We start from the raw sequence: 22,672 nt of genomic DNA on the forward strand, positions 1-22,672 counted from the left end.
TAATGCCGAAAATTCTATTCTTAACGACCGCTCACAACTATAACGATGACCGTATTTTTTATCATCAGGCTCATGAACTTTTAACAAAAGGTTTTGATGTCAAAATCTGTAGTCTGTATTCGGAATTTAAAGGTAAGATCGATGGAATTGATATAGAATCTTTTGATCTTATAAGAGAATCTTCAGCTGTCAAAATTAAAAAATTCAAGGAAATTTGTGATTCTTATCAACCGAACTGCATTATTTGTTCTGAACCTCTTGCCGTGATTGCCGCAAATCAATTTCGTAAAAATAAAAAAGCGAGCATTGTTTATGATATTACAGAATGGTATCCTTCAATGTCGATGCTTCAGCATGATCATGTTCTGATGAAATTCATTCACGGAATAAAATTTTTTCTGATTCAGCTATATGCAGGATTCTTGAGTACGCATTTCATATTCGGAGAAGAAACCAAAAAATTTCCGCTCGCTTATTTTTTTCCGTTTAAAGAAAAACTAGTGGTTCCTTATTATCCTGATGAGAAATTCATTCATGAAAACCGTAAAACGCTAGAGAAAAATAAGATCACTCTTTGTTATACCGGAGCTATTTCTGAAGATAAAGGGATCGGAAATTTTTTCAAAGCAATTGACAGGCTTCAAAAACGGAATTCTGATTTGAATATAAATATTCTGATTGTAGGCTCTACAAGAATAAAAATTGATGATTTGTATTTTTCAAATCTGCTTTCTCAATTTTCGTTTAAAAATATTGAAATCAGAATGCCTGTCTCATTTGAAAAATTCACCGATGCATTTGCTGATGCAGATATATGCTTTGATTTACGAGAATTTAATTTCGAAAACCATCATTCGCTTCCGATCAAACTATTTTATTATATGGGAGCAGGAAAACCTGTAATTTATTCAAATTTGAAAGGGATTAGAAAGCATCTGGATATTTCTGATTTCGGATTTCTGGTTAATCCTCAAAGTTCTGAGACAATAGCCAAGCAGATCGAAAAGTACCTAAAGAGTCCCGAACTTTATCAACTTCATGCGGAAAATGCTCTTAAAGCATTCCACGAGAAGTATAGTTGGAAAATTATCAAAGAATCTTTTGTTAATTTTATACAAAATTCTTTACCAAAAAATATCAAATGAAGCAACTGAAGATCGTTCAGACTTTTATTTCTCGGTTTTTAATTTTGATACTTAGCTTTGGTTTGGTCGTCTTATCTACGAATATGTGGGGAAGTGAGGGAAAAGGTACCATTTCAATCGTTATTGCCAATGCAGCGATAGTAAGCTTTTTTAGCAGTATTTTTTCCGGAAGCAGCACTTCCTATTTTGCAAAAAAGTTTAAAGTCGAACAGATTCTTATCTATTCGTATATCTGGTCATTATTTATCGGATGTACTGTACCATTAGCTTTTGCTTTTACCTCTATTCATAACGAATATCTGTACTCTTTGATTGGTATTTCAATATTATCTTCACTTCTTGCAACTAATATCAGCCTTTTTGTAGGGACACAAAATATCAGATTGTTTAATATATATACAGTTTTACAACAACTGGTTCATGTTATTTTTATTGTTGTTTTTATCTATTTTTTGAATCTAAAAGATGTTTCTGCCTACTTCTTTGCTCAGATATGTTGTCTCTTTTTCTTATTTGGAATAAGTTTTTTCCAGATTATGAAAAAGTGCACTGTTTCAGAATTCAAATTCTCGAGATCAGTACTTAAAAATATGTTTGAATACGGCTGGAAAAATCAATTAAGCACATTCATTCAGTTTTTAAATTACCGATTGTCATTTTATTTCCTGGAACACTTTGAGGGATTAGCTGCTGTCGGAATATTTTCTATTGGAATTACCTTCTCAGAAGCCATCTGGACGATTACCAGAAGTATTGCAGTCGTTCTTTATTCTGATGTAATCAACAGCAAAAGCAAAGAAGAATCGATTATAAAAGTCAAATCTTCATTAAAACTTTCATTTACCATGATGCTGATTTTTATTTTAGGAATTATCGTCATTCCGGCACAAATGTATGTACAGATTTTCGGCCGTGAGTTTACCAATACAAAATATATTATGCTGATTCTATCTCCGGGAATTTTTGCGATTGCAGTCAGTGATATGATAGGATATTATTTCTCCGGAATTAAAGAACTTAAGATTTTAAATGTAAAATCATTGGTTGGGCTGTCCATTACCATTATATTTTCTCTACTGCTCATTCCTCGTTGGGGAATTTTTGGAGCTTGCGTAGTTACCTCGGTTTCGTATTGTTTGTCAGCTGCCATTTTATTCTGGAAGTTCTATCGTTCAACAGATTTGCGCTTAAAGGATTATATTATTTCAAAAACGGACATTAATAATTTACTTCACGTATTTAAAATTAAATAAGGAAACTAAGATAATCGAGAAATAATAAGTTTTGTAACTAAATCTGTAAAACAATTTTATATTTTTACCTTTCAAATTTGATTATGTGCGGAATCTGCGGTTATTATTCATTCAGGAAAGACATTTCTTCTAAAAATATTTTAGAAATGAATAAATCTATTCGGCATCGCGGTCCTGATGATGAAGGTTTTTGGCTGTTTGATGGAGTAGTAGGAAAATCTTTTTCAGGAGTAGATTCTACACAAAAAATCAAAGAAGCATTTCCAGTTTTAGAAGGAGAAAAATCAAAAATTGCATTAGGTTTCAGGCGGCTTTCAATATTGGATTTATCTGAAAAAGGACATCAGCCGATGCTTTCAGATCATGAAAAAATCAGCCTCACTTTCAATGGTGAAATTTATAATTTTAAAAAATTACGAAAAGAGCTTGAAGATCTTGATCATACATTCAAAAGTCATTCTGATACTGAAGTTATTCTTAGATCTTATGAAGAATGGGGAACAGAAATGTTTGCCAAGTTCGATGGAATGTTTGCGATTGCTTTGATCGATTTAGAAAAAAATAAATTACTCTTAGCAAGAGATCGGGTAGGTTTAAAACCCTTATTTTACTACAAAAATCAGGATACCATTCTGTGGGCATCTGAAATAAAATCGCTTCTTAAACATGAATTCTTGACTCCTGAAATCAATTGGCAGGGCGTTTATACGAATTTTCTTTTTCAGACGACTTTAGCTCCGGAAACTTGCTTTAAAGATGTTTTTTCTTTAGAGCCTGCATCTTTTATAAATATTGACTTAAATAATTTTAAAACAGAAAAAGAATTTTACTGGAAGTTTCCTCCAACCAATCAAAATATTTCAGAGGATGAAGCAGCAACAAAAATAGATCAGTTGCTTTCTGAAAGTGTTCAGAAGCAGCTTTTTGCAGATGTTCCGGTAGCAAGCATGATGAGCGGCGGCATAGATTCTACCTTGATTACGGCCAAGTCTAAGCCTTACAAAAATGACATCAATGCATTTACTATTGCTTATCCTTTTTCAGAAGACGAAGTGAAAAATGCTGCTTTGGTAGCTGATAAGTTTGATGTTCTACATCATATAAAAAAAGTTTCGGACGAAGAAATTTTAAGCCAATTAAAAGAAAATATCCAGCATTTTGAAGAACCTTACAGCAGTCTGGAAGTCTTGATGAACGCTGCAGAATACGCTAAAAGTTTTGGTTTTAAAGTGGTATTAAGCGGCAACGGCGCCGATGAATTATTCGCAGGATATTCTCATTCTCTGAAACTGAATAGATGGCTTTCGATGAAGAATTTTAATTTTATAAGAAATTTTATTTTCACTAATGACGATTTTTCATTGAAGGTTAAAAATTATTTTTCACAGGATTCTCTATTTGATTTTTTCAGGCAGAGTCAGGCCGGGATGAAACCTTTGCAGGCTGGAAAAGTTTTTAAAAAAGAAATTTACAATCAGATCAATTCAGATTTAAAACAGTTTCATTTATCGGAAACCTATAATTATAGTGGACTTTTTGAATATGATATGAAGTATTCTCTATCTTCGCATCATGTCTTCCGTGATGATCTGAGCGCAATGAAATATGGTGTTGAATTTAGATATCCTTATCTAAGCAATGATTTGATTGATTATGTTTCTAGTCTGCCGGAAAAATTCAGATTCAACGGAACTCAAAATAAACCGTTGCTGAGAAAAGTGGGCCAAAAATATTTGCCATCTGAAGTTTTGGAAATGCCGAAGCGTGGATTTTCTTTTCCTCTCGCTTATTTTATTAAAAAGGAGAAGAACATGCAGGATTTTATTGTTGAAAATTTAGAAAGTTTAAAAAAACGGAATTTTTTCAATTCAGAAGTCATCGATGAATGGTGGAAAAACCAGAAAGATGAATATGACTATGTAAAAATCTGGCAATTGGTTACTTTTGAGCTTTGGTACCAAAAATATTTTGAAGAGCAATAAACTTCAATTTCATTTTATATTTTACCTTTGCAGTATGAAAAATCTGCTTTTTGGAATTTTATTGGGATGTTTTGCGCTTATGGGATGCAGGAGTGATGAGGATTCTGTTCAGAAAATAGATCAGATCATGAGTTTCTATATAAAAGATGCTGCCGGAAACGATTTGCTGTTGCCAGATAAAATCGGTTCTTATACTACTGTTTCGATGAATGATATCTTAGCTCCGGTAGATAATGCTCCGGTAAGCAATTCAAGAAAAATGTCCGCAGATTCTACCTTCTATCTGGAATATATTGCAGGTGCAACGCGGCAACTTGTAAGTGGTGCAGATTCTGACGATAGAGTTTACCGTTCAGAGATCAGTGTTGCTCTTGTAAAAAAACTTACGGACTCTACAGTTAGTGAGCCAGTAAATGATACGCTCGAAATTCTTTATCGGTGGACGCCGTCGATATTTGAAGTTTCAAAAGTGAATTATAACAAGCAATTGATATTCACTAAAGTAACGGATCAGCCAAATAATGTTACGATCATAAAATAATCTTTAAATTTGCATATCTGTTGGATGACGGAAGCTGGATGATGGAAGTCCTGCAACACCCAACAACAAACATCTAACACCCAACAACAAAACAAAAATGTTACAAGTCAATTTTTTGCGCGAAAATAAAGAACGCGTTTTAGAAGGTCTTCAAAAAAGACAATTCAAAAATCCTGAGTTAGTAGGCGAGGCAATCGCTGCTGATGAAGAAAGAAAAAGAATTCAGTTTGAATTAGATTCACAGCTTTCAGAAATCAATAAAATCTCCAAAGAGATTGGTATATTGATGAAAGAAGGAAAAAAAGACGAAGCTGAAGCATCAAAATCTAAAACAGCACAATATAAGGAGTCGAGCGCAGAATTGAAGTCTCAGTTGGAAGTTTGCGAAAAAAAGCTTTTAGAAATATTATATCAAATTCCAAACGTTCCTTACGAATTAGTAAAAAGCGGAGCTTCTGCAGATGATAATGAAATTATCTACCAGTCTCATGATGTGGAAGGCTTGGGCGAAGGCGCAATTCCGCACTGGGAACTGGCGAAGAAATATAATCTGATCGATTTTGAATTGGGTGTAAAAATTGCCGGTTCAGGTTTTCCTGTTTACTTTGGAAAAGGAGCGAGATTGCAGAGAGCATTAGTTCAGTATTTTTTAGATAAAAATGTGGATGCAGGTTATCTGGAAGTCAACCCGCCTCATGTAGTCAATGAAGCTTCAGGATATGGTACCGGTCAGTTGCCTGATAAAGAAGGGCAGATGTACTACATCAATGCTGATGAGTTGTACTTGATACCAACAGCAGAAGTTCCCGTGACGAATCTGTACCGAGATGTTTTACTGGATGAAAAAGATCTTCCGATTAAAAATACAGCATTTTCTCAATGTTACAGAAGAGAAGCGGGAAGTTATGGAGCTCATGTAAGAGGTCTGAATCGTCTGCACCAGTTTGAAAAAGTAGAAATTGTAAGATTAGAAAAGCCTGAAAATTCTTACGCTGTTTTGGAAGAAATGGTAGAACACATCAAAGAAATCCTGACTGATCTTGAATTACCGTACAGGGTTTTAAGATTGTGCGGCGGTGATACTGGATTTGCTTCTGCGATGACCTACGATTTTGAAGTGTGGAGTGCGGCCCAGGAAAAATGGCTGGAAGTAAGTTCAGTTTCAAATTTTGAAACTTTCCAGGCGAATCGTTTAAAATGCCGTTACAAAGCTGACGGGAAAACTCAGCTAGTACACACACTGAATGGTTCTGCAATGGCTTTGCCAAGAATTATGGCTGCTTTGCTGGAAAATAATCAGACTGAAAATGGAATTAGGCTGCCAAAGAAGATTGCTGAGTATGCGAAGTTTGATTTGATTAATTAAAATTTTGATAGAAAAATATAGAGCCATCCCTAAAGATGGCTTTTTCTTTTATGATTTCCTTACTTATCTACTGAGAATATTTGCTAATTTTTTTTATTATAAGCAGAATAAGAATTCCAATGATATAAATGAATAAAAAATTTTTCAAATCAACAAGGCTGATACCTTTTGTATGTGGATTTTGAAACAAGTAATAGAGAACAGGTATTAAAAAAAGTATTGTCCAAACTGTAATTAAAATTTTCATTTTAAGTTTTAATCGTGTAATCAATGACAATTCGCATTATGCGGATGCGTGCTGTGATCTCCCGGTAAATGGCATTCACCTTGATTGTCTTTAGAAATCGTCATCGCTTCAGCTCTTGGTGAAACATACGGAATTCCCAACTCCAGACCTCTCAAAATAAACAATCCGCCGAGAATAATCATAATCACCGGAATTGCTTTCAAAATTTTAAGCCTGAAAGCCTGATTCACGAGGTTTCCGACAAGAACTACCGTAAACATGAACGGAAGTGTGCCCAAACCGAATAAGGCCATATATGAAGCTCCCTGCCAAATTCCACCTGCAGCTAAACTTGCGGTTAAAGCCATATAAACCATTCCGCATGGAAGGAATCCGTTGAGGACTCCAGTGGTGAATCTTGAGCGGTAATCTGCTTTTTGAAGAAGTTTACCTAAATTAGATTTTACTTTAAATAAAAATTTAGAAAAGAAGGGAATTTTTGAAGCAAAATCTTTTCCACCAAATGAGAAAAGTGCCATGACAATTAGTAGAATTCCGACAGCAATCGTGAGATATCGCTGAAAACCAGCCATCTCAAAACCTTCTCCAATGATTCCTAAAACTCCGCCTAATAAGGCATAAGTAAATATTCTTCCGAATTGATAGGTTAAATTCTGAAGATAAAAATTGGTTGCCTGCTTTTTTGTCAATCCCATCGATAATGCAATAGGGCCGCACATTCCGATACAATGAAAACCGGAAGCAAAGCCTAAAGCAATTGCCGATATGACCAATGCTATTTCCATATTACATCATAATCGAGTCGGTAGTCTGTTTTAGCGGTAGTCCACATCAGTCGTAAAGTATAGTTTCCTTTAGTTAAAACTTTCGCAGGAATCGTGAATGACTGATTGGCATCAAGCTGCTCAGACCTTTTGATGTCTAAATTCTGATCATCAGATCGGTTCAATACAAATTTAATCTTAGAGTTTGCATTATTGATATTTTTTGGAAAAGTCATTTTAATTCCCTCTGTATTCTGAGAAAATGCAGGTTTTTCTTTCAGTGTGTCTGCTCTTCTTTTCGCATCGATAACCGTTTGATATTCCAACTCTTCTTCGTAATATTTATCGGTTACCATTTCCGAGTTTTTCTGTCCGCTCGGAAATAGGAAAAGCATTGATAAAATAAAAATTATAAATGAACCTAATGCGATCAATACACCGTGTCCCCAAGTGAAATTTTTCATCTTTAAAAAGTTTAAAATTGTAATTTAAATGGTCCTTCAAAATAAGTTTTATAAGAATCTATAAGTTCCCCTTTCATATCGTAAACACCAATGGTAATGTTCTGCTTAGACAGCTTCATTGCGTTTTCCGGGAAACTGATATTCACAGTTCCTTTTGTAATCTTATCTCTTTCTACCGTAATTTTGCTTGAAGCGCTGTAGCTGATTTCTCCTTTTGCAGGCTCTATTACTTTGATGGTAACGAGTTTTTTATCGTTTGTTTTATTTAAAAAAGTATAGTTGTAGGTATTAGTGATTTTGCCGTCTCTTACAAAAAAGGTGCTTCCTGCAGGTTTGATGAATTTAGCTTCCATTTCGCCGCGGCTTGAGAGGAGATATCCTAAAAATCCAATCAATAAAACCAGTACCACAGCAAAACCTTTCATTCTACCTGTAAATTGATAAGGTGCGCCGGTTTCTATTTCTTTTTCTGAAGCATAACGAACCAAACCTTTTGGCAAGCCCACTTTTTCCATGACCTCGTCACAGGCATCGATACAAGCGGTGCAATTGATGCATTCCAATTGCTGCCCGTCCCGGATGTCAATTCCTGTAGGACAAACGACCACACATTGATAACAATCAATACAGTCACCTTTTCCGGCAGCTTTCCGGTCTTCACCTTTTCTCCATTTTGAGCGGTTTTCGCCTCTGTTGAAATCGTAAAAAACATTGATGGTTTCTTTATCGATCAAAACTCCCTGCAATCTTCCATACGGACAAACCAATGTACAAACCTGCTCTCTGAACCATGCAAAAACAAAGTAAAATGCTGCAGTAAAAAGAATCATCACCATAAAATTGGTAGGATGTGCAAATGGTCCGTCAGAAATAATATCAAGCACCTGCTCGTAACCCACAATGTACATAAACATAAAATGGGTAATAATCAATGAAATTACAACGTAAATCGACCATTTTAAGCTTCTTTTCCATATTTTTTCGCTATTCCATTCCTGTTTGTCCAGCTTCATCTGCTTGTTCCGGTCTCCTTCAATCAGGTATTCTATTTTACGAAATATAGATTCCATAAAAATTGTCTGAGGACATATCCAACCACAGAAAATTCTTCCAAATGCAATCGTAAAAATAATAATGAATAAAAGAGAGGCAATAGCACCTAAAGTAAGAATGAAAAAGTCTTGAGGATAGAAAGGCTGCCCAACGATGAAAAACTCTCTGTCGATCACATTAAATAAAAAGAAAGGATTGCCATTGATCTTAATAAATGGCACAATAAAATAGATTGTCAGTAATAAATAACTAACAATGTTTCGGTAATTGGTATACTTACCTTTTGGTTTTTTAGGAAAAACCCATTTTCTCTTTCCGGATTGTTCCATTGTGCCTATAGAATCTCTATAGGTTTCAGGATCTAAAACCTGCCCCTGTCCGCCGCGTAGAATATCATCTCCTTTATCTGACATGTAAGTCTGGTTTATAAAAAAGAAAAAACATAATTCGTTACTATTTTTTAATTTAATAACAAATTATGTTTAATCATATATTTTTAAGTTTTAATTTACTGTTTCTCCCATTTCGCTTCATCACCGTAAGCTGGTGCACCGCCCTGAGCCGGAGTAATTGGTGGCTGCTCCTGGTTGATGTGATATACAAAAGCTGCTACATTCTGAATATCTCTGCCTGTGAGTACTCCATTTTTACCCCAAGCCTGCATTGCTGTTCCTGTAACTCCGTTTTCTACTACGTGGAATACGTTTTTGAATAATGTTTTTTCAGGCTGGTTGTGCCAGAAGTTATCTGTAAGGTTTGGTCCGATACCTCCTTTACCACCTTCTGAGTGACAAGATACACAGTTGGTTTTGAAAACTTCTTCACCAGCTGCAATGTTGTCTTCAGAAAATGCAGCTGACTCTATGGTTACCTGTGGCTGAGTTTCTTCATATATTTTAATACTTGCAATCTGTTCTTTATATTCAACGTCATATTCTTTAAGTGGATGTGCAAAATCGGTAAATGAATAAGCACAGATATAAACAATACAGAATGCAGTCCCAAACCAAAATAAACCTACCCACCATTTCGGCAACTGGTTATCTAATTCCATGATACCGTCAAATCCGTGATCAATAAGAATATCTTTTTCTTCAGTTTCAGACTGCTTTTTGAAGGCTGCGTCATACTGTCTTTTTAGAAAAGGAATTTTCTTTTCGTTCAGATATGCCGACTTTTCTTCAGCAGTCAGTTTTTTAAATTTATTGTTCTCAATCAAATCTCCGATTGCACTGTGAATGTATGCTAAAATTGCACTGATTACTACAGTTCCCCAAAAATAGGGCGAAGCTAAAAACGAATAGCTTTGTACAAATAAATAATAAAAGACGATAAGAAGCCCTGTTATTATCAAGATGTTTACAAAAACCGGTGTTCTTTGTTTCATATGTGAAGTTTATTGTTTAAAGTCAAATGCAATCGCTATTTTCTTAAATTATTAAAGCAATAATTGAGCTAACTGCGATTGCATTATTAAATGGTTAATCTTTCAAGTTAAAATCATCCTGGTCATCCTCCAGCGGTGCATGTTCTTCTTCTTTGTAATATTTTTTAGGCCTGCTAAAAACGTATATAACTAAAGCGATGAAGAACATCATAAAGAAAATCAGAGCCAATGTTTGATACAAACCTGCGTTTTCCGTATTGGATAATATATCTTTAAAGTTCTGAGGAATCATGAGCTTTTAATTAATTATTACTGGCTGTTTTTATTTCTGTTGTTTTGATATCTGTACCTAATCTTTGCAGATAAGAGATTAACGCTACAATTTCTTTTTTCTCAAGCTGTACGTCTGGTCTTTTTGCATATTCGGTTTTTAAATCGGCTGCTTCAGAGAAGATATCTTTTACAATTTTTGCAGCCTGGTTGTCTGCCCATTTATCTGCAGAATCTATCTGAGCCTTTGTGTAAGGTACATCAAAAGATTTTTTCATCAGCGTCATTTTGTCAACCATCTTGCTTCTGTCTAAGTTTGTAGCAATCAACCAAGGGTAACGAGGCATAATAGAACCAGCAGATGTAGATCTTGGGTTATACATGTGTTTGTAATGCCAAGAGCTTGGGTTTTTACCACCTTCTCTATGCAAATCCGGTCCTGTTCTTTTAGATCCCCAAAGGAAAGGTCTGTCATAAATGAATTCCCCCGCCTTAGAATATTGTCCGTTTTTACCGTTGAATCTTACGATCTCATCTCTGAATGGTCTAACCATCTGAGAGTGACAAGCGTTACAGCCTTCCCGGATGTAAATATCTCTACCTTCCAATTCTAATGGTGAATAAGGTTTTACAGCTGAAATTGTAGGGACACTTTTGTCTAGTGAAAGAGTAGGAACAATCTCTATCAAACTTCCGATAGATATCGTGATGAAAGATAAAATACCTAATAATACCGGCATTCTTTCTAACCAAAGGTGAGTGCCTTCTCCTTCTTTTCTTTTCTTAGTAATAATTGCCAAAGCCGGAGCTTCTGCAGGAACTTCTTTCTGGAATGATCCTTTTCTAACCGTAGCAAATACGTTCACCACCATCAATAAACCTCCGGAAAGATATAAGAAACCTCCTACAAATCTTAGTTTGTAATAAGGAATAATTGCAGTTACCGTATCCAGCCAGTTTTTCCATAATAATGTTCCATCCGGGTTGAATTGTTTCCACATCAAACCTTGGGTAAATCCTGCAATATACATTGGAACTGCGTAGAAAATGATTCCTAAAGTACCTAACCAGAAATGCCAGTTAGCTAATTTTACGGACCAGATTTTTGTTCTCCACATGATCGGTACCAAATAGTAAATCACACCGAATGCCATGAAACCATTCCATCCTAATGCACCTAAATGTACGTGACCGATCACCCAGTCGGTAAAGTGACCTATTTTATTGATGTTTTTTGTTGCCAAAAGTGGTCCTTCAAAAGTTGCCATCCCATAACAGGTAACTGCAACGACGAAGAACTTCAATATCGGGTTTTCTCTCACTTTATCCCAAGCGCCTCTTAAGGTAAGAAGACCATTCAGCATACCTCCCCAAGATGGAGCGATAAGCATGATAGAGAATCCTGTAGAAACTGCCTGCACCCAAGCCGGAAGAGCTGTGTATTGGAGGTGGTGAGGACCCGCCCAGATATAAACGAAAATTAATGACCAGAAGTGAATAATCGAAAGTTTATAAGAAAATACGGGTCTGTCAGCTGCTTTTGGTAAGAAATAATACATCAAACCTAAAACCGGTGTTGTCAGTACAAATGCAACTGCATTGTGACCATACCACCACTGAACGATAGCATCTTTCACCCCTGCATAAACTGAATAAGATTTCCATCCTCCGAAAGATAATGGTACTTCAAGGTTATTGAAGATATGCAGCATTGCTACTGCTATCCAGGTACCGATATAGAACCAGATTGCCACATACAAGTGTCTTACTCTTCTTTTTGCGATCGTCAAGAACATATTCGCCCCGAAAATAATCCAGGAGAATGCGATTAATATATCAATTGGCCATTCATGTTCTGCATATTCTTTTGAGGTGTTGATCCCCATAAAGAACGTGATATACGTAGCAACAATCATCAACTGCCAAGTCCAGAAATGTAGCCAAGATAATGTATCACTGTACATTCTTGCCTTTAGTAATCTCTGCAATGAGTAATAAATACCGGTATAAACGATATTACATACAAATGCCCAAATTACAGTATTGGTGTGGAGCATTCTGATTCTTCCGAAACCAAATGCACCATGAGTGTTGATCAAACCTTGAATATCTCCTGATGACAGACTGTTGATAGTCGTATCATCGGTCCCGAATAAAAATTCAGGAAGCTCAGGGTAGAAAAGCATTAATGCCGCAGTAAGCCCAAACAAAAACCCTATGATCCCAAAAACTATGGTCGCATATAGGAATGCCCGAACAATACTGTTGTCATAACTAAACTTTTGTGTCTCCATATTAACTATTCACTTTTTTCTTCAATTTTATTATTTTCTCCTTTTTCCTCTTTATCGTTTTTGTTGCCAGAATCTACCTTTTCCTCTCTTACCTCATCTTCAAAAAGTATTCTTACAGCCGGAGATTCGTCATCTTCAAACTGTCCTCTTCTGGCGTTTACTATAAAAACGATCAGGAAAACTGCAGCCAAAGAAGCACTGCATAAGATCATTAAATATAGAATATCCATTTGACAACAAAATTAACCTATTTTCGGGGTTCAAAATTAATGAAAAATAATGACATTAATCACGAAATAACGGTTCTTGCTAATTTAAAATCAGTCTAAATAGCCGTGTTTACTTAGCTTTTTTAAAATATCTTCGTCCCAAAATCCAGGTCGAAAGTGTTGTGAAAGAAATCACCGTAATGGAACTTAGCGGCATCAGAATCGCAGCAAATAATGGCGACATATTTCCGGTTACGGCAAAGCTTAATCCGACAATATTGTAAAGAAAACTGATTACGAATGTTAATTTGACAATTGTCATAGATCCTTTACAAACATTAAGATAATTGTCTAAAGCTGAGACTCTTTCACCATTCATGATAACGTCTGATGAGGGAGTAAAGCTGTTGGTGTCATCGGAAATAGCAATTCCCACGTTGCTCTGTTTCAGTGCTCCTGCGTCATTCAGCCCATCTCCGAGCATAGCAACTTTCATCCCGCTGTTTTGCAGGTTTTGTATGTAATTCAGCTTGTCTTCAGGGCTCTGGTTAAATGCCATGGAACTGACATTTGGGATGATTGTTTTAAGTTGAGTTTCTTCAGAAGAATTGTCACCGCTTAATATGAAAATCTTGTAAAGATTAAGTTTTTTGAAGAGGCTTCTTAGGTTTTCGCGATATTCATTTTTAAAAATAAATTTACCTAAAAATTCATTATTCTTACTGATATAGACAGCGGTTTCGAGGTTTTTAGATTCCTGGTTGCTGTATTTTGCAGAACCTATTTTATATGTATTTCCTCTCACATTTGCTTCGTAGCCTTTTCCTGAGATTTCTTCAAAATTTTCTACAGGGAAATATTCATCATTTATTTCTATAAAATCATACAGAGATTTTGAGAGCGGATGATTAGAGTTTTTTAGTAGTGCTTTAATGTTTTGTAAGTCAAATTCAGGAATTTCTGCACCTTCAAATCGGATATTGGTCTTTTTTCTTTGCGTTATGGTACCAGTTTTATCAAAAACGATGGCATTAATTTTTGAAATTTTTTCAATCGTCAACGTATCTTTTACATAAAATTTGTTTCGGCCCAGAATTCTCATAATGTGTCCGAATGTAAATGGCGAAGAAAGTGCCAATGCACATGGACAAGCTATAATCAAAATTGCAGAAATTACCTGGAACATCTTTTCCAGATCGATAAATGACCAGTAAATTCCCGAAATCAAAGCAATTCCTAAAATAATAAACGTGAAATATTTGCTGATTTCATTGATCAGCGTATCCAGTCCTGTTTCATGCTTTTTAAATGCTTCCTTGTTCCACAGCTGGGTAAGGTAACTTTGATCGACATTTTTGATGACTTCCAATTCGAGAGAAGAACCAACCTGCTTTCCGCCGGCGAAAATTTTGTCTCCTGGCTGCTTGCTGATGCTTTCGCTTTCTCCCGTAATAAAACTGTTGTCGATATTTCCTTCACCGTTGATCAAAACAGCGTCAACAGGAATAATCTCCTGATTTCTTACCAAAATTCTGTCGCCAATTTTAATTTCAGAGAGTAGAATATTTTCCTGTTTTCCTCCAAAATCAACTTTCGTAACAGCAATTGGATAAAATGATTTATAATCTCTGTCGTAAGATAGCGAGCTGTACGTTCTTTTCTGGAACATTTTTCCTAAAAGCATAAAGAAAAGAAGTCCGCACAAAGTGTCAAAATATCCGGGACCATAATCCGTAAGAACTTCGTAAACACTACGTCCGAACAAAACAAATATTCCCAGCACAATCGGGACGTCGATATTCACAATTTTGTTTTTCAGACCATACCACGCAGATTTGTAATAGTCTGATGCGGAATAAAATACAACCGGAATAGCCAGCAAAAACATCAGAAATCTGAATAGATTTTTATATTGATCCATCCAGTAATCTTCACCGCCAATATATTCCGGGAAAGCAAGGAACATTCCGTTCCCGAAAGCAAATCCTGCAATGGCAAGTTTTATCAGCAGGGATTTGTCGAGATGATCTTCGTTTTTTTCTGCAGTTTCTAAGCTGATGGCAGGTTTGTAACCCAAATTGGTTAAAAATTTAGCTAATTCACTTAATTTTAAATCATTATGATTGAATGATACCTGTAAGGTCTTTCTTGTAAAATTGACCTGAGAATATTTAATATCTTGATGTAAAGTATGCAGACTTTCCAAAAGCCAGATGCATGAAGAGCAGTGAATCACGGGAATTTTAAAAGTCACCAGACTTGTATTTCCTTCAGAAAAATCTGTTATTTTTTCGAAAATTTCCGGAGTGTCAAGATAATCAAACTGAGAAGAATTTTCGTCGCTTGGGCGTATTCCTGCTCTTTTATTTAATTCGTAAAAATTACTTAAATTGTTGATATTCAGGATTTCGTAGACAGATTTGCAACCGTTGCAACAGAAAATTTTGTCATCAAAAGGAATTCTTTCCTTTTCTATGTCTTGTCCACAATGAAAACAGTTCTCGCTCACCTTCATAAATTATTGACTGACAAAATTATAACAAATATTTTTGTTTATCGAGTTAAAATGTTCTATTTTTGTGATAAATGTCATATTAAAATGTCGCAGGAACAACAGATTGCTATTGAAGAAAGATTTGCCAGGGTTTTTAACGATAAATCCTTCAAAGAGAGGCTATCCAATACTGATTTTGAAAGATACTTGAATGCTCAAAAGAAACTTAGTTTTCAGAAGCACGACATCATCTTTGATGATGGAGAAATTCCGAAAGGCGTTTACTTTATAGAAAAAGGTGCGGCTAAATTATCAAAGTCAGGGTCTTTCGGTAAAGATCAGATTTTAAGGTTTATAAAAGAGGGCGACATCATCGGATATCGTGCTTTGCTTTGTGGAGAAAATTTTCAGGCAAAGGCAGAAGCAATGACCGATATTGAATGTACTTTTTTACCGGCCGACGTTTTTATGTATCTGCTTGAGGTAGATCCTCAGCTCTCGTTTATTATGCTTCAAAAGATCTCTTACGAATTGGGAGAATCTTCTAATACCATCACATTTCTTGCCCAAAAAACGGTAAGAGAAAGACTGGCGGAGATTTTAATTCTTTTAGAACAAAAATTAGGCACAGATCCTGAAGGTTTCATCAAGATTTCTTTAACAAGAGAAGAAATTGCCAATATTATTGGTACTGCTACGGAAAGTGCCATCAGATTGATTTCCGAATTTAAACAGGACAGCCTGATAGAAGTTGACGGCAGAAACATCAAGATTCTGAATCACGATAAGCTCATGAAACTCGGTCACGTAGTTTTATAATTATACAAAATACAAGTCGGCGAAAGCCGACTTTTTAACTTTTAAACAATACATATATTATGTCTGTTCATTCTGAAATTAAAAGAGTTACCACTGAAACCTTGCGGAAAATGAAATTCGATAAGGAGAAAATTACGATGCTTACGGCGTATGATTTTACCACTGCAAAAATGGTTGATGCAGGAGGAATCGATGCCGTATTGATTGGAGATTCTGCAGCGAATGTGATGGCGGGTTTCGAAACTACTTTGCCGATTACATTAGACCAGATGATTTATCATACCCAAAGTGTAGTGCGCGGAATTGACAGAGCTTTGATCGTTGCTGATCTGCCTTTCGGAACTTACCAGAGCAATCCTGATAAGGCATTAGAATCATCAGTAAGAATGATGAAAGAGGGTGGTGCTCACGCCATTAAAATTGAAGGTGGAAAAGAAATATCAAAATCCATAAAAAAAATAATCAATGCCGGAATTCCTGTAATGGGACATTTGGGATTGACACCGCAGTCTATTTATCAGTTCGGAACATATAAAGTAAGAGCTAAAGACGAAGAAGAGGCTGAAAAATTAATCAGTGATGCAAAGCTTTTGGAAGAATTGGGTTGTTTTTCTATTGTTTTAGAAAAAATTCCTGCAGATCTTGCTAAAAAAGTTTCGGAAAGCATCACAATTCCAACAATCGGAATCGGAGCGGGTCCTGATTGCGACGGTCAGGTTTTGGTATACCATGATATGGTAGGAATGAACAAAGGTTTTTCACCAAAATTTTTAAGAAGATACCTCGATCTGTACACAGAAATTACCGGAGCTGTCGCTCAGTACGTGAAAGACGTAAAAAGTTCCGATTTTCCTAATCAAAATGAAAGTTACTAATGAGAAATAATTTACAAATGGCGCAGGGAATCATCTCTGTATTGGCCATATTATGTTTGGTTGCGGGATGGTTTCAATTATTCTCGCCGGAGGTAAATGATATCGTTTCACGAAAATTGTTTTATCTTTTAATAGGTTTAAGTTTCATTTTGCAGGCACCTTTGCTCTCTAATACAAAATTCATCTATCCAATGTATGGTGCGGCTGCTTTGTGCATTATTGGTGCGTTTCTCCCAATTGATTCTAATTTTTCGTTCATTAAAACAATAGGTCTGTTGGGCGGAGTGATTATTTCGTTTACCAACAGATCAGCGACCCGTCAGTAGTTATGGAGGAACAAATTGTTTATGAAGACAATCATCTTTTAGTCATCAATAAAAAAGTTGGACAGTTAGTACAGGGAGACAAAACCGGTGACGAATCTCTACTCGATTCCATTAAAAATTTCATAAAAATAAGAGATGACAAGCCGGGAAACGTTTTTCTTGGTCTGGTGCATCGTATAGACCGCCCGACTTCCGGTCTGGTCATTTATGCTAAAACTTCTAAAGCGCTCTCGCGTCTTACTCAGATGGTGAAAAACAGGGAAATCAAAAAAACGTATTGGGCTGTTGTTGCTAAAGAAATGATCCCTCAAAGTCAGAGACTTATTCATTACTTACAAAAGAACGAGAAAAATAATAAAGCGATTATTTTTACTAAGGTTACAGAAGGTGCAAAAGAATCGATTCTTACTTATCAGGTAATTAAAACGTTGGATAATTATCTCCTTCTTGAAATTGATCTTGAAACAGGAAGACATCACCAGATTCGTGCACAGCTATCAAAAACGGGAGTTCCTATCAAAGGTGATCTAAAATACGGAGCACCGCGTTCAAACCCCGATGGCGGAATCAATCTTCATGCTAGAAAGCTTGAATTCATCCATCCGGTTACGAAAGAAAACATTGTTATCATTGCACCGGTTCCTCAGAATGATGCAATTTGGCGGGCTTGCGAGGGTGATCATCAAATTTAAATTTGGAACAGTAGGAATGAATAAATCGTGATAATATTGAAAAATATATAATTATTATTTACTTTTTTAGTCTTTTTATTGTATATAATTGAAGTTATGTAAAAAATAGTATATTTGTTTTAATCTAATTGAAACTTATATGAAACATTTTTACAAACTCTTTTCATTAATCTGTCTTGTATTTTTACTTGTAGGCTACAGTAATTTTAATGCACAGGTGAGCGCTTACAGCTTTGCGCAATCTTCAGGAACTTATACTCCGATTGCAGGAACGATTTTAGGTTCTGCTACAGGAAATACCTCAGCGACTAATCTTAATAGTGAGGTATATTCTATTACTCTTCCGTTTGGATTTAAATTCAATGATACTTCCTATACATCATTAAATGTTTCTTCCAACGGATTTATTACTTTTGGTACTACACCGCCTCTTACAAGTACTACTGCCCCCATATCTGTAACTGTAGCATATAGCGGAGCTGTTTCGGCATTTGGCAGAGATATCAATAGTATTTTTGATGTAGCTGGAGTTACGGGTAATATCAGCTGGGAAGTTTTGGGCACTTCCCCAAACAGAGAAGTTGTGATACAATGGAAAGACTTTAGGCCTACCAATACGACAAGCACTACAGCGGCATATACTTTTTCATTTCAGATTCGTTTGCAGGAAACCACTAACATTATCAAGGCAATTTATAGCAATGGTTCTTATTTAGTAGGAAGCACATCGTATTCGTCTACTGTTCAGGTTGGCTTAAGAGGAAGCACCAATTTAGATTTTAATACCAGGCTGAATGCAACAACAACAGAATTTATAAATTCTACTGCAGGGACAGCAAACAGCAGTGTTCAGAATTTTAGTACAACCAGCGCAATTCCCGGAATGCCAACTGCGGGTCTTACTTATGCATGGACTCCGCCTGCGTGCTATGTACCGTCTGGGTTATCACTGGTAAGTACTGCCACTACTTCTGCGAACATATCGTGGAATGCTACGTCATCAGCTCCGGGTAGCGGGTATGAAGTTTATTATAGTACATTGAATACTGCTCCTACTTCTTCAACAGTTCCCCAGTTACAAAATATTAATACTGCCTCAGCGGTTTTACCTTCTTTATTGCCTTCAACAGTCTATTATGTTTGGGTAAGATCAAACTGTGGCTCAGGAAATATGAGTGTATGGTCTTTGGAGCCATTGGTATTTATAACCCAATGTCAACCACCTGCTTTACTCACTACTTCTGGCTCAACAGTATGCCCAAACCAGCCTGCTACATTGTCTGCCACAACAGCAAGTGGCGCTATATTGACTTGGTATGATGCCGCTACAGCAGGAAATGTCTTAACAACCGGCTCAAGCTATACCACGCCATCTTTGGTAAACACTACCAATTATTGGGTAACTGCATCTTCTATTGGCTCTGATCAATTCGTTGGAAAGACAAGCCCCACCGCAACAACCGGAAATTCTACCTTTACAAACTATGGTTTGGTTTTCGATGCTTTTGGCCCTATGACAATTAAAGAAGTAGATGTATACCCTATGCACGCAACGAGTACTACAGGTACAGTTACCATCAATTTAAAGAGTTCTGCAGGTACGATTTTAGCAACTCAGGTAGCAAACGTAAATGTATCTGTAGCTGGGATACTAAATACCATTACATTAAATTTTGAGGTTCCTTCTGCAGGTACCGACTACAGATTAGTAGTAGATGCTGCTACCGGAATAAGTAATTTAAGGAGAGAAATTACCACAGGCTTCGCATATCCTTATACATTACCGGGTGTATGTACTATCACTGCTGCGAGTTTTGGAGCAAATCCTAGCGCAAGTTATTACTACTATCTATATAATTGGAAAGTAGCCGGAAAGTGTGAATCATCCAGAACTATGGTAACTGCAACTGTAGACTCTAATTGCCTTTCAACCTATGAAACAGATAAAAAGGATGTAATAAAAGTATATCCTAATCCATTCTCGGAAGTTATAAATATCAACAAACCTGAATTGGTAAAAGCCATCAGCGTTTCTGAGCTTTCGGGGAAATTATTAAGAACAATTAACCAACCGGAATCTGTTGTAAGATTAGATGATCTTTCTGCCGGAATGTATATTTTACAGCTTGATATGAAAGATGGGTCTACACAGGCAATTAAAGTGATAAAAAAATAATTTTACTAAAAAGAGCTCCGGTTGTGGAGCTCTTTTTAATAATATTTGGAGTATGCAACTACAAAAAGATTATTTATGTTAAACAATTGACCTCATTAAGAAATAAATGTATCATTTACATTAGCTTTTAATCATAAAAATACACTTAAGAATACTAAAAGAAATATTATGAAACAATTTTACAAATTTTATATTAGCAGAAATACCACAAATTATCTCGAAAAAACGATGCTTATTGTTGTATTTTTCTTGATTTTCCAGTTCAATGCAAATGCACAAGTAAGTTCTTACACTTTTACACAGTCAAATGGAACTTACACCTCCATCACAGGAACTGTATTGGGAGCGGCAACGGGAAATACTGCAGCAACTAACCTCGATAGCAATGTCTATCCTGTTACGTTACCCTTCGGATTTAATTTAAGTGGCGTACCACAAAGCTCCATCAATGTTTCAAGCAACGGTTTCATTACTTTTGGTGCAACGGCTCCTGCAACTTCTAATACAACTCCTCTAAGTAATGCAGCAAGTTACGATGGGGCAGTATCCGCATTCGGAAAAGATCTCAGCAGTTTTTCTAATGTTGGTGGAAAATCTGGCAGCATATCTTGGGAAACCGTAGGTGTTGCACCAAATAGGGAAGTGGTGATTCAATGGGATAATTTCAGAACAAATTCTTCAACCTCAATAACATCAGTTTTTTCATTTTCTTTTCAGATCAGATTACAGGAAACTACCAATATCATAAGAGTTGTCTACAACAGCGGTTCTTTTTTGGTAGGAAGTACTGCAGTTAGCAGCACTGCACAAATTGGTTTACGAGGCAACTTAAATACAGATTTTAATACAAGATTAAATTCAACCTCGTTAGAATTTTTTAACTCAACTGCAGGAACAGCAAACAGCAGTTCTCAATCTTATAATACCTCAAATTCAGTTCCAGGGATGCCGAATGCGGGGTTAACCTATATATGGACACCACCTACATGTTTTCCGCCATCGGGAGTAACTCTTAATAACAGTTCGTCAAATTCTGCTTCTTTATCTTGGGCGGCGTCAGTGTCTACTCCGGCTGGGTATGATATTTATTACAATACGGATAATACCCCGCCTATTTCTTCTACGGCACCTATGGTTGTAAATTCACCCGGAACTACAGCCACTATAAACTCATTGTCTCCGGCGATTACTTACTATTTGTGGATACGATCTAATTGCGGAACGGGTAACGTGAGCGAATGGATAATAAAGCCTTTCATATTCAGGACTTTATGCGCGCCAGTAAATATACTGTCAACTACTGGGTTTACAGCCTGCCCCAATCAGCCTGCAACCTTATCGGCCACTGCAACAGCAGGTGCTAATATCATTTGGTATGATGCAAGTGGTAATTTGGTAGGAACAGGAAATAGTTTTACGACTCCCTCATTAGCTACTACAACAACATATTATGCAGCAGCATCTTCTGGTGCGGTCAGTTCATTGATAACGACGGGAAAAAACACGTACACCCCAAATCCTACAAGTGGATCCGGAACAACTGAATTCGGATTGGTCTTTGATGTTTTGTCACCATTTACATTAAAAGAGGTTACCATATTTCCCACAAGTAGTACCAGCGCATCAGGAACAGTAACGATTGATGTTGTAGACCGTGAGGGAACACTGGTACATTCAAAAATTGTAAACGTTGCCGCTTCTCCTACCGCTTCTCCGGTCGCGCAGGTAGTAACTCTTGATTTTCCGTTAGTAGTAGGAACAGGCTATAAAATAAGACATAGCGCGCGGTCAGCGGGCATTGCAGGCTTGCTTTTTGATCCTTCGGCAAATGCCCCTTCTTCAAATTATGGATATCCTTATGTCACTACAAATGTGTTGTCTATCAACACCAGCTCACTGACTGCAACCAATGTTCCTAGAAATGATTTGTACTATTATTTTTATAATTGGAAGATTGGCCCTGGGTGCGAATCACCTCGTGTAGCAGTAGTGGCAACAGTAGATTCTAATTGTCTCTCAACGTCAGAAACAGATAAAAAAGATGCCGTTAAAGTACATCCAAATCCGTTTTCTGATGTTGTAAATATCAACAAACCGGAATTGGTAAAAACTATTAGAGTATCTGATGTTTCCGGGAAATTATTAAGAACGATTAACCAACCGGAATCTGCTGTGAAATTAAATGAATTTTCTGCCGGAATGTACATTTTACAGCTTGATATGAAAGATGGCTCTAAGCAAAGTATTAAGATTATTAAAAAATAAAACCTTCTAAAAAATGGAACAATTCCGTTATTTTTAAATAGCTGAATTGT

The 22,672-nt window shown here is 36.2% G+C and carries 19 protein-coding genes; 11 read left to right on the plus strand and 8 right to left on the minus strand.

Annotated features, from left to right (window positions below; translation table 11 throughout):
• Positions 1-2: 2 nt before the first annotated feature.
• The 5 genes from K0U91_RS07575 to serS all read left to right on the plus strand — a co-directional run bounded on the left by K0U91_RS07575 (position 3) and on the right by serS (position 6,287).
• Positions 3-1,145: a glycosyltransferase gene (locus tag K0U91_RS07575; protein ID WP_220178974.1), complete on the plus strand. Its 1,143-nt coding sequence runs from the start codon at positions 3-5 to the stop codon at positions 1,143-1,145.
• Positions 1,142-2,398, plus strand: coding sequence for an MATE family efflux transporter (locus K0U91_RS07580; protein ID WP_220178975.1), 1,257 nt, complete (start codon positions 1,142-1,144; stop codon positions 2,396-2,398). The genes K0U91_RS07575 and K0U91_RS07580 overlap by 4 nt, the downstream gene beginning before the upstream one ends.
• 83 nt (positions 2,399-2,481) lie before the next feature.
• The gene (asnB, locus tag K0U91_RS07585) at positions 2,482-4,380 is read left to right on the plus strand and encodes an asparagine synthase (glutamine-hydrolyzing) (RefSeq protein ID WP_220178976.1); all 1,899 of its coding nucleotides are present in this window, start codon (positions 2,482-2,484) and stop codon (positions 4,378-4,380) included.
• Between the two features lie 34 nt (positions 4,381-4,414).
• On the plus strand, positions 4,415-4,921 hold the full coding sequence (locus tag K0U91_RS07590; protein WP_220178977.1) for a hypothetical protein: 507 nt from the start codon (positions 4,415-4,417) through the stop codon (positions 4,919-4,921).
• Between the two features lie 97 nt (positions 4,922-5,018).
• Positions 5,019-6,287 carry a serine--tRNA ligase gene (serS, locus tag K0U91_RS07595; protein WP_220178978.1) on the plus strand — a complete coding sequence of 423 codons (1,269 nt, stop codon included), beginning with the start codon at positions 5,019-5,021 and terminating at the stop codon, positions 6,285-6,287.
• Positions 6,288-6,554: 267 nt separating this feature from the next.
• On the opposite strand, the gene K0U91_RS07600 is transcribed toward serS, so the two are convergent.
• The 8 genes from K0U91_RS07600 to K0U91_RS07635 all read right to left on the minus strand — a co-directional run bounded on the left by K0U91_RS07600 (position 6,555) and on the right by K0U91_RS07635 (position 15,484).
• Positions 6,555-7,319: a sulfite exporter TauE/SafE family protein gene (locus K0U91_RS07600; RefSeq protein ID WP_220178979.1), complete on the minus strand. Its 765-nt coding sequence runs from the start codon at positions 7,317-7,319 to the stop codon at positions 6,555-6,557.
• Positions 7,310-7,762 carry a FixH family protein gene (locus K0U91_RS07605; protein ID WP_220178980.1) on the minus strand — a complete coding sequence of 151 codons (453 nt, stop codon included), beginning with the start codon at positions 7,760-7,762 and terminating at the stop codon, positions 7,310-7,312. The genes K0U91_RS07600 and K0U91_RS07605 overlap by 10 nt, the downstream gene beginning before the upstream one ends.
• A gap of 11 nt (positions 7,763-7,773) precedes the next feature.
• Positions 7,774-9,228 (minus strand): cytochrome c oxidase accessory protein CcoG, encoded by a 1,455-nt coding sequence (ccoG, locus tag K0U91_RS07610; protein WP_220178981.1) that lies wholly within the window; start codon positions 9,226-9,228, stop codon positions 7,774-7,776.
• Between the two features lie 95 nt (positions 9,229-9,323).
• On the minus strand, positions 9,324-10,202 hold the full coding sequence (locus K0U91_RS07615) for a c-type cytochrome (RefSeq protein ID WP_219969662.1): 879 nt from the start codon (positions 10,200-10,202) through the stop codon (positions 9,324-9,326).
• Positions 10,203-10,296: 94 nt separating this feature from the next.
• Positions 10,297-10,494 (minus strand): cbb3-type cytochrome oxidase subunit 3, encoded by a 198-nt coding sequence (locus K0U91_RS07620; RefSeq protein ID WP_219969661.1) that lies wholly within the window; start codon positions 10,492-10,494, stop codon positions 10,297-10,299.
• A 10-nt stretch (positions 10,495-10,504) separates the two neighbouring features.
• The gene (gene ccoN / locus K0U91_RS07625; RefSeq protein ID WP_219969660.1) at positions 10,505-12,766 is read right to left on the minus strand and encodes a cytochrome-c oxidase, cbb3-type subunit I; all 2,262 of its coding nucleotides are present in this window, start codon (positions 12,764-12,766) and stop codon (positions 10,505-10,507) included.
• 5 nt (positions 12,767-12,771) lie between these two features.
• Entirely contained in the window at positions 12,772-12,996 is a 225-nt protein-coding gene (gene ccoS, locus K0U91_RS07630) for a cbb3-type cytochrome oxidase assembly protein CcoS (protein WP_219969659.1), read from the minus strand.
• Between the two features lie 109 nt (positions 12,997-13,105).
• Positions 13,106-15,484 (minus strand): heavy metal translocating P-type ATPase, encoded by a 2,379-nt coding sequence (locus K0U91_RS07635; RefSeq protein WP_219969658.1) that lies wholly within the window; start codon positions 15,482-15,484, stop codon positions 13,106-13,108.
• A gap of 90 nt (positions 15,485-15,574) precedes the next feature.
• Between K0U91_RS07635 and K0U91_RS07640 the strand changes: the two genes are divergently transcribed.
• The 6 genes from K0U91_RS07640 to K0U91_RS07665 all read left to right on the plus strand — a co-directional run bounded on the left by K0U91_RS07640 (position 15,575) and on the right by K0U91_RS07665 (position 22,622).
• Complete coding sequence (locus tag K0U91_RS07640) at positions 15,575-16,288, plus strand: Crp/Fnr family transcriptional regulator (RefSeq protein ID WP_219969657.1); 714 nt, start codon at positions 15,575-15,577, stop codon at positions 16,286-16,288.
• 59 nt (positions 16,289-16,347) lie between these two features.
• Positions 16,348-17,163 carry a 3-methyl-2-oxobutanoate hydroxymethyltransferase gene (gene panB / locus K0U91_RS07645; RefSeq protein ID WP_219969656.1) on the plus strand — a complete coding sequence of 272 codons (816 nt, stop codon included), beginning with the start codon at positions 16,348-16,350 and terminating at the stop codon, positions 17,161-17,163.
• Complete coding sequence (locus K0U91_RS07650; RefSeq protein ID WP_219969655.1) at positions 17,163-17,489, plus strand: hypothetical protein; 327 nt, start codon at positions 17,163-17,165, stop codon at positions 17,487-17,489. Before panB ends, K0U91_RS07650 begins: the two co-directional genes overlap by 1 nt.
• Positions 17,490-17,491: 2 nt before the next feature.
• The gene (locus K0U91_RS07655; RefSeq protein ID WP_220178982.1) at positions 17,492-18,181 is read left to right on the plus strand and encodes an RluA family pseudouridine synthase; all 690 of its coding nucleotides are present in this window, start codon (positions 17,492-17,494) and stop codon (positions 18,179-18,181) included.
• 139 nt (positions 18,182-18,320) lie between these two features.
• On the plus strand, positions 18,321-20,357 hold the full coding sequence (locus tag K0U91_RS07660; RefSeq protein WP_220178983.1) for an Ig-like domain-containing protein: 2,037 nt from the start codon (positions 18,321-18,323) through the stop codon (positions 20,355-20,357).
• Between the two features lie 168 nt (positions 20,358-20,525).
• Positions 20,526-22,622, plus strand: coding sequence for a T9SS type A sorting domain-containing protein (locus tag K0U91_RS07665; protein WP_220178984.1), 2,097 nt, complete (start codon positions 20,526-20,528; stop codon positions 22,620-22,622).
• The last annotated feature ends 50 nt before the right edge of the window (positions 22,623-22,672 follow it).

It is taken from the genome of Chryseobacterium sp. LJ668 (assembly GCF_019613955.1).
Lineage (GTDB): Bacteria > Bacteroidota > Bacteroidia > Flavobacteriales > Weeksellaceae > Chryseobacterium.

Bases quoted from the DNA above. Each gene is read 5' to 3' on its own strand.
- K0U91_RS07575 (WP_220178974.1), top strand. From the start codon at position 3: ATGCCGAAAATTCTATTCTTAACGACCGCTCACAACTATAACGATGAC.
- K0U91_RS07580 (WP_220178975.1), top strand. From the start codon at position 1,142: ATGAAGCAACTGAAGATCGTTCAGACTTTTATTTCTCGGTTTTTAATT.
- asnB (WP_220178976.1), top strand. From the start codon at position 2,482: ATGTGCGGAATCTGCGGTTATTATTCATTCAGGAAAGACATTTCTTCT.
- K0U91_RS07590 (WP_220178977.1), top strand. From the start codon at position 4,415: ATGAAAAATCTGCTTTTTGGAATTTTATTGGGATGTTTTGCGCTTATG.
- serS (WP_220178978.1), top strand. From the start codon at position 5,019: ATGTTACAAGTCAATTTTTTGCGCGAAAATAAAGAACGCGTTTTAGAA.
- K0U91_RS07600 (WP_220178979.1), bottom strand. From the start codon at position 7,319: ATGGAAATAGCATTGGTCATATCGGCAATTGCTTTAGGCTTTGCTTCC.
- K0U91_RS07605 (WP_220178980.1), bottom strand. From the start codon at position 7,762: ATGAAAAATTTCACTTGGGGACACGGTGTATTGATCGCATTAGGTTCA.
- ccoG (WP_220178981.1), bottom strand. From the start codon at position 9,228: ATGTCAGATAAAGGAGATGATATTCTACGCGGCGGACAGGGGCAGGTT.
- K0U91_RS07615 (WP_219969662.1), bottom strand. From the start codon at position 10,202: ATGAAACAAAGAACACCGGTTTTTGTAAACATCTTGATAATAACAGGG.
- K0U91_RS07620 (WP_219969661.1), bottom strand. From the start codon at position 10,494: ATGATTCCTCAGAACTTTAAAGATATATTATCCAATACGGAAAACGCA.
- ccoN (WP_219969660.1), bottom strand. From the start codon at position 12,766: ATGGAGACACAAAAGTTTAGTTATGACAACAGTATTGTTCGGGCATTC.
- ccoS (WP_219969659.1), bottom strand. From the start codon at position 12,996: ATGGATATTCTATATTTAATGATCTTATGCAGTGCTTCTTTGGCTGCA.
- K0U91_RS07640 (WP_219969657.1), top strand. From the start codon at position 15,575: ATGTCGCAGGAACAACAGATTGCTATTGAAGAAAGATTTGCCAGGGTT.
- panB (WP_219969656.1), top strand. From the start codon at position 16,348: ATGTCTGTTCATTCTGAAATTAAAAGAGTTACCACTGAAACCTTGCGG.
- K0U91_RS07650 (WP_219969655.1), top strand. From the start codon at position 17,163: ATGAGAAATAATTTACAAATGGCGCAGGGAATCATCTCTGTATTGGCC.
- K0U91_RS07655 (WP_220178982.1), top strand. From the start codon at position 17,492: ATGGAGGAACAAATTGTTTATGAAGACAATCATCTTTTAGTCATCAAT.
- K0U91_RS07660 (WP_220178983.1), top strand. From the start codon at position 18,321: ATGAAACATTTTTACAAACTCTTTTCATTAATCTGTCTTGTATTTTTA.
- K0U91_RS07665 (WP_220178984.1), top strand. From the start codon at position 20,526: ATGAAACAATTTTACAAATTTTATATTAGCAGAAATACCACAAATTAT.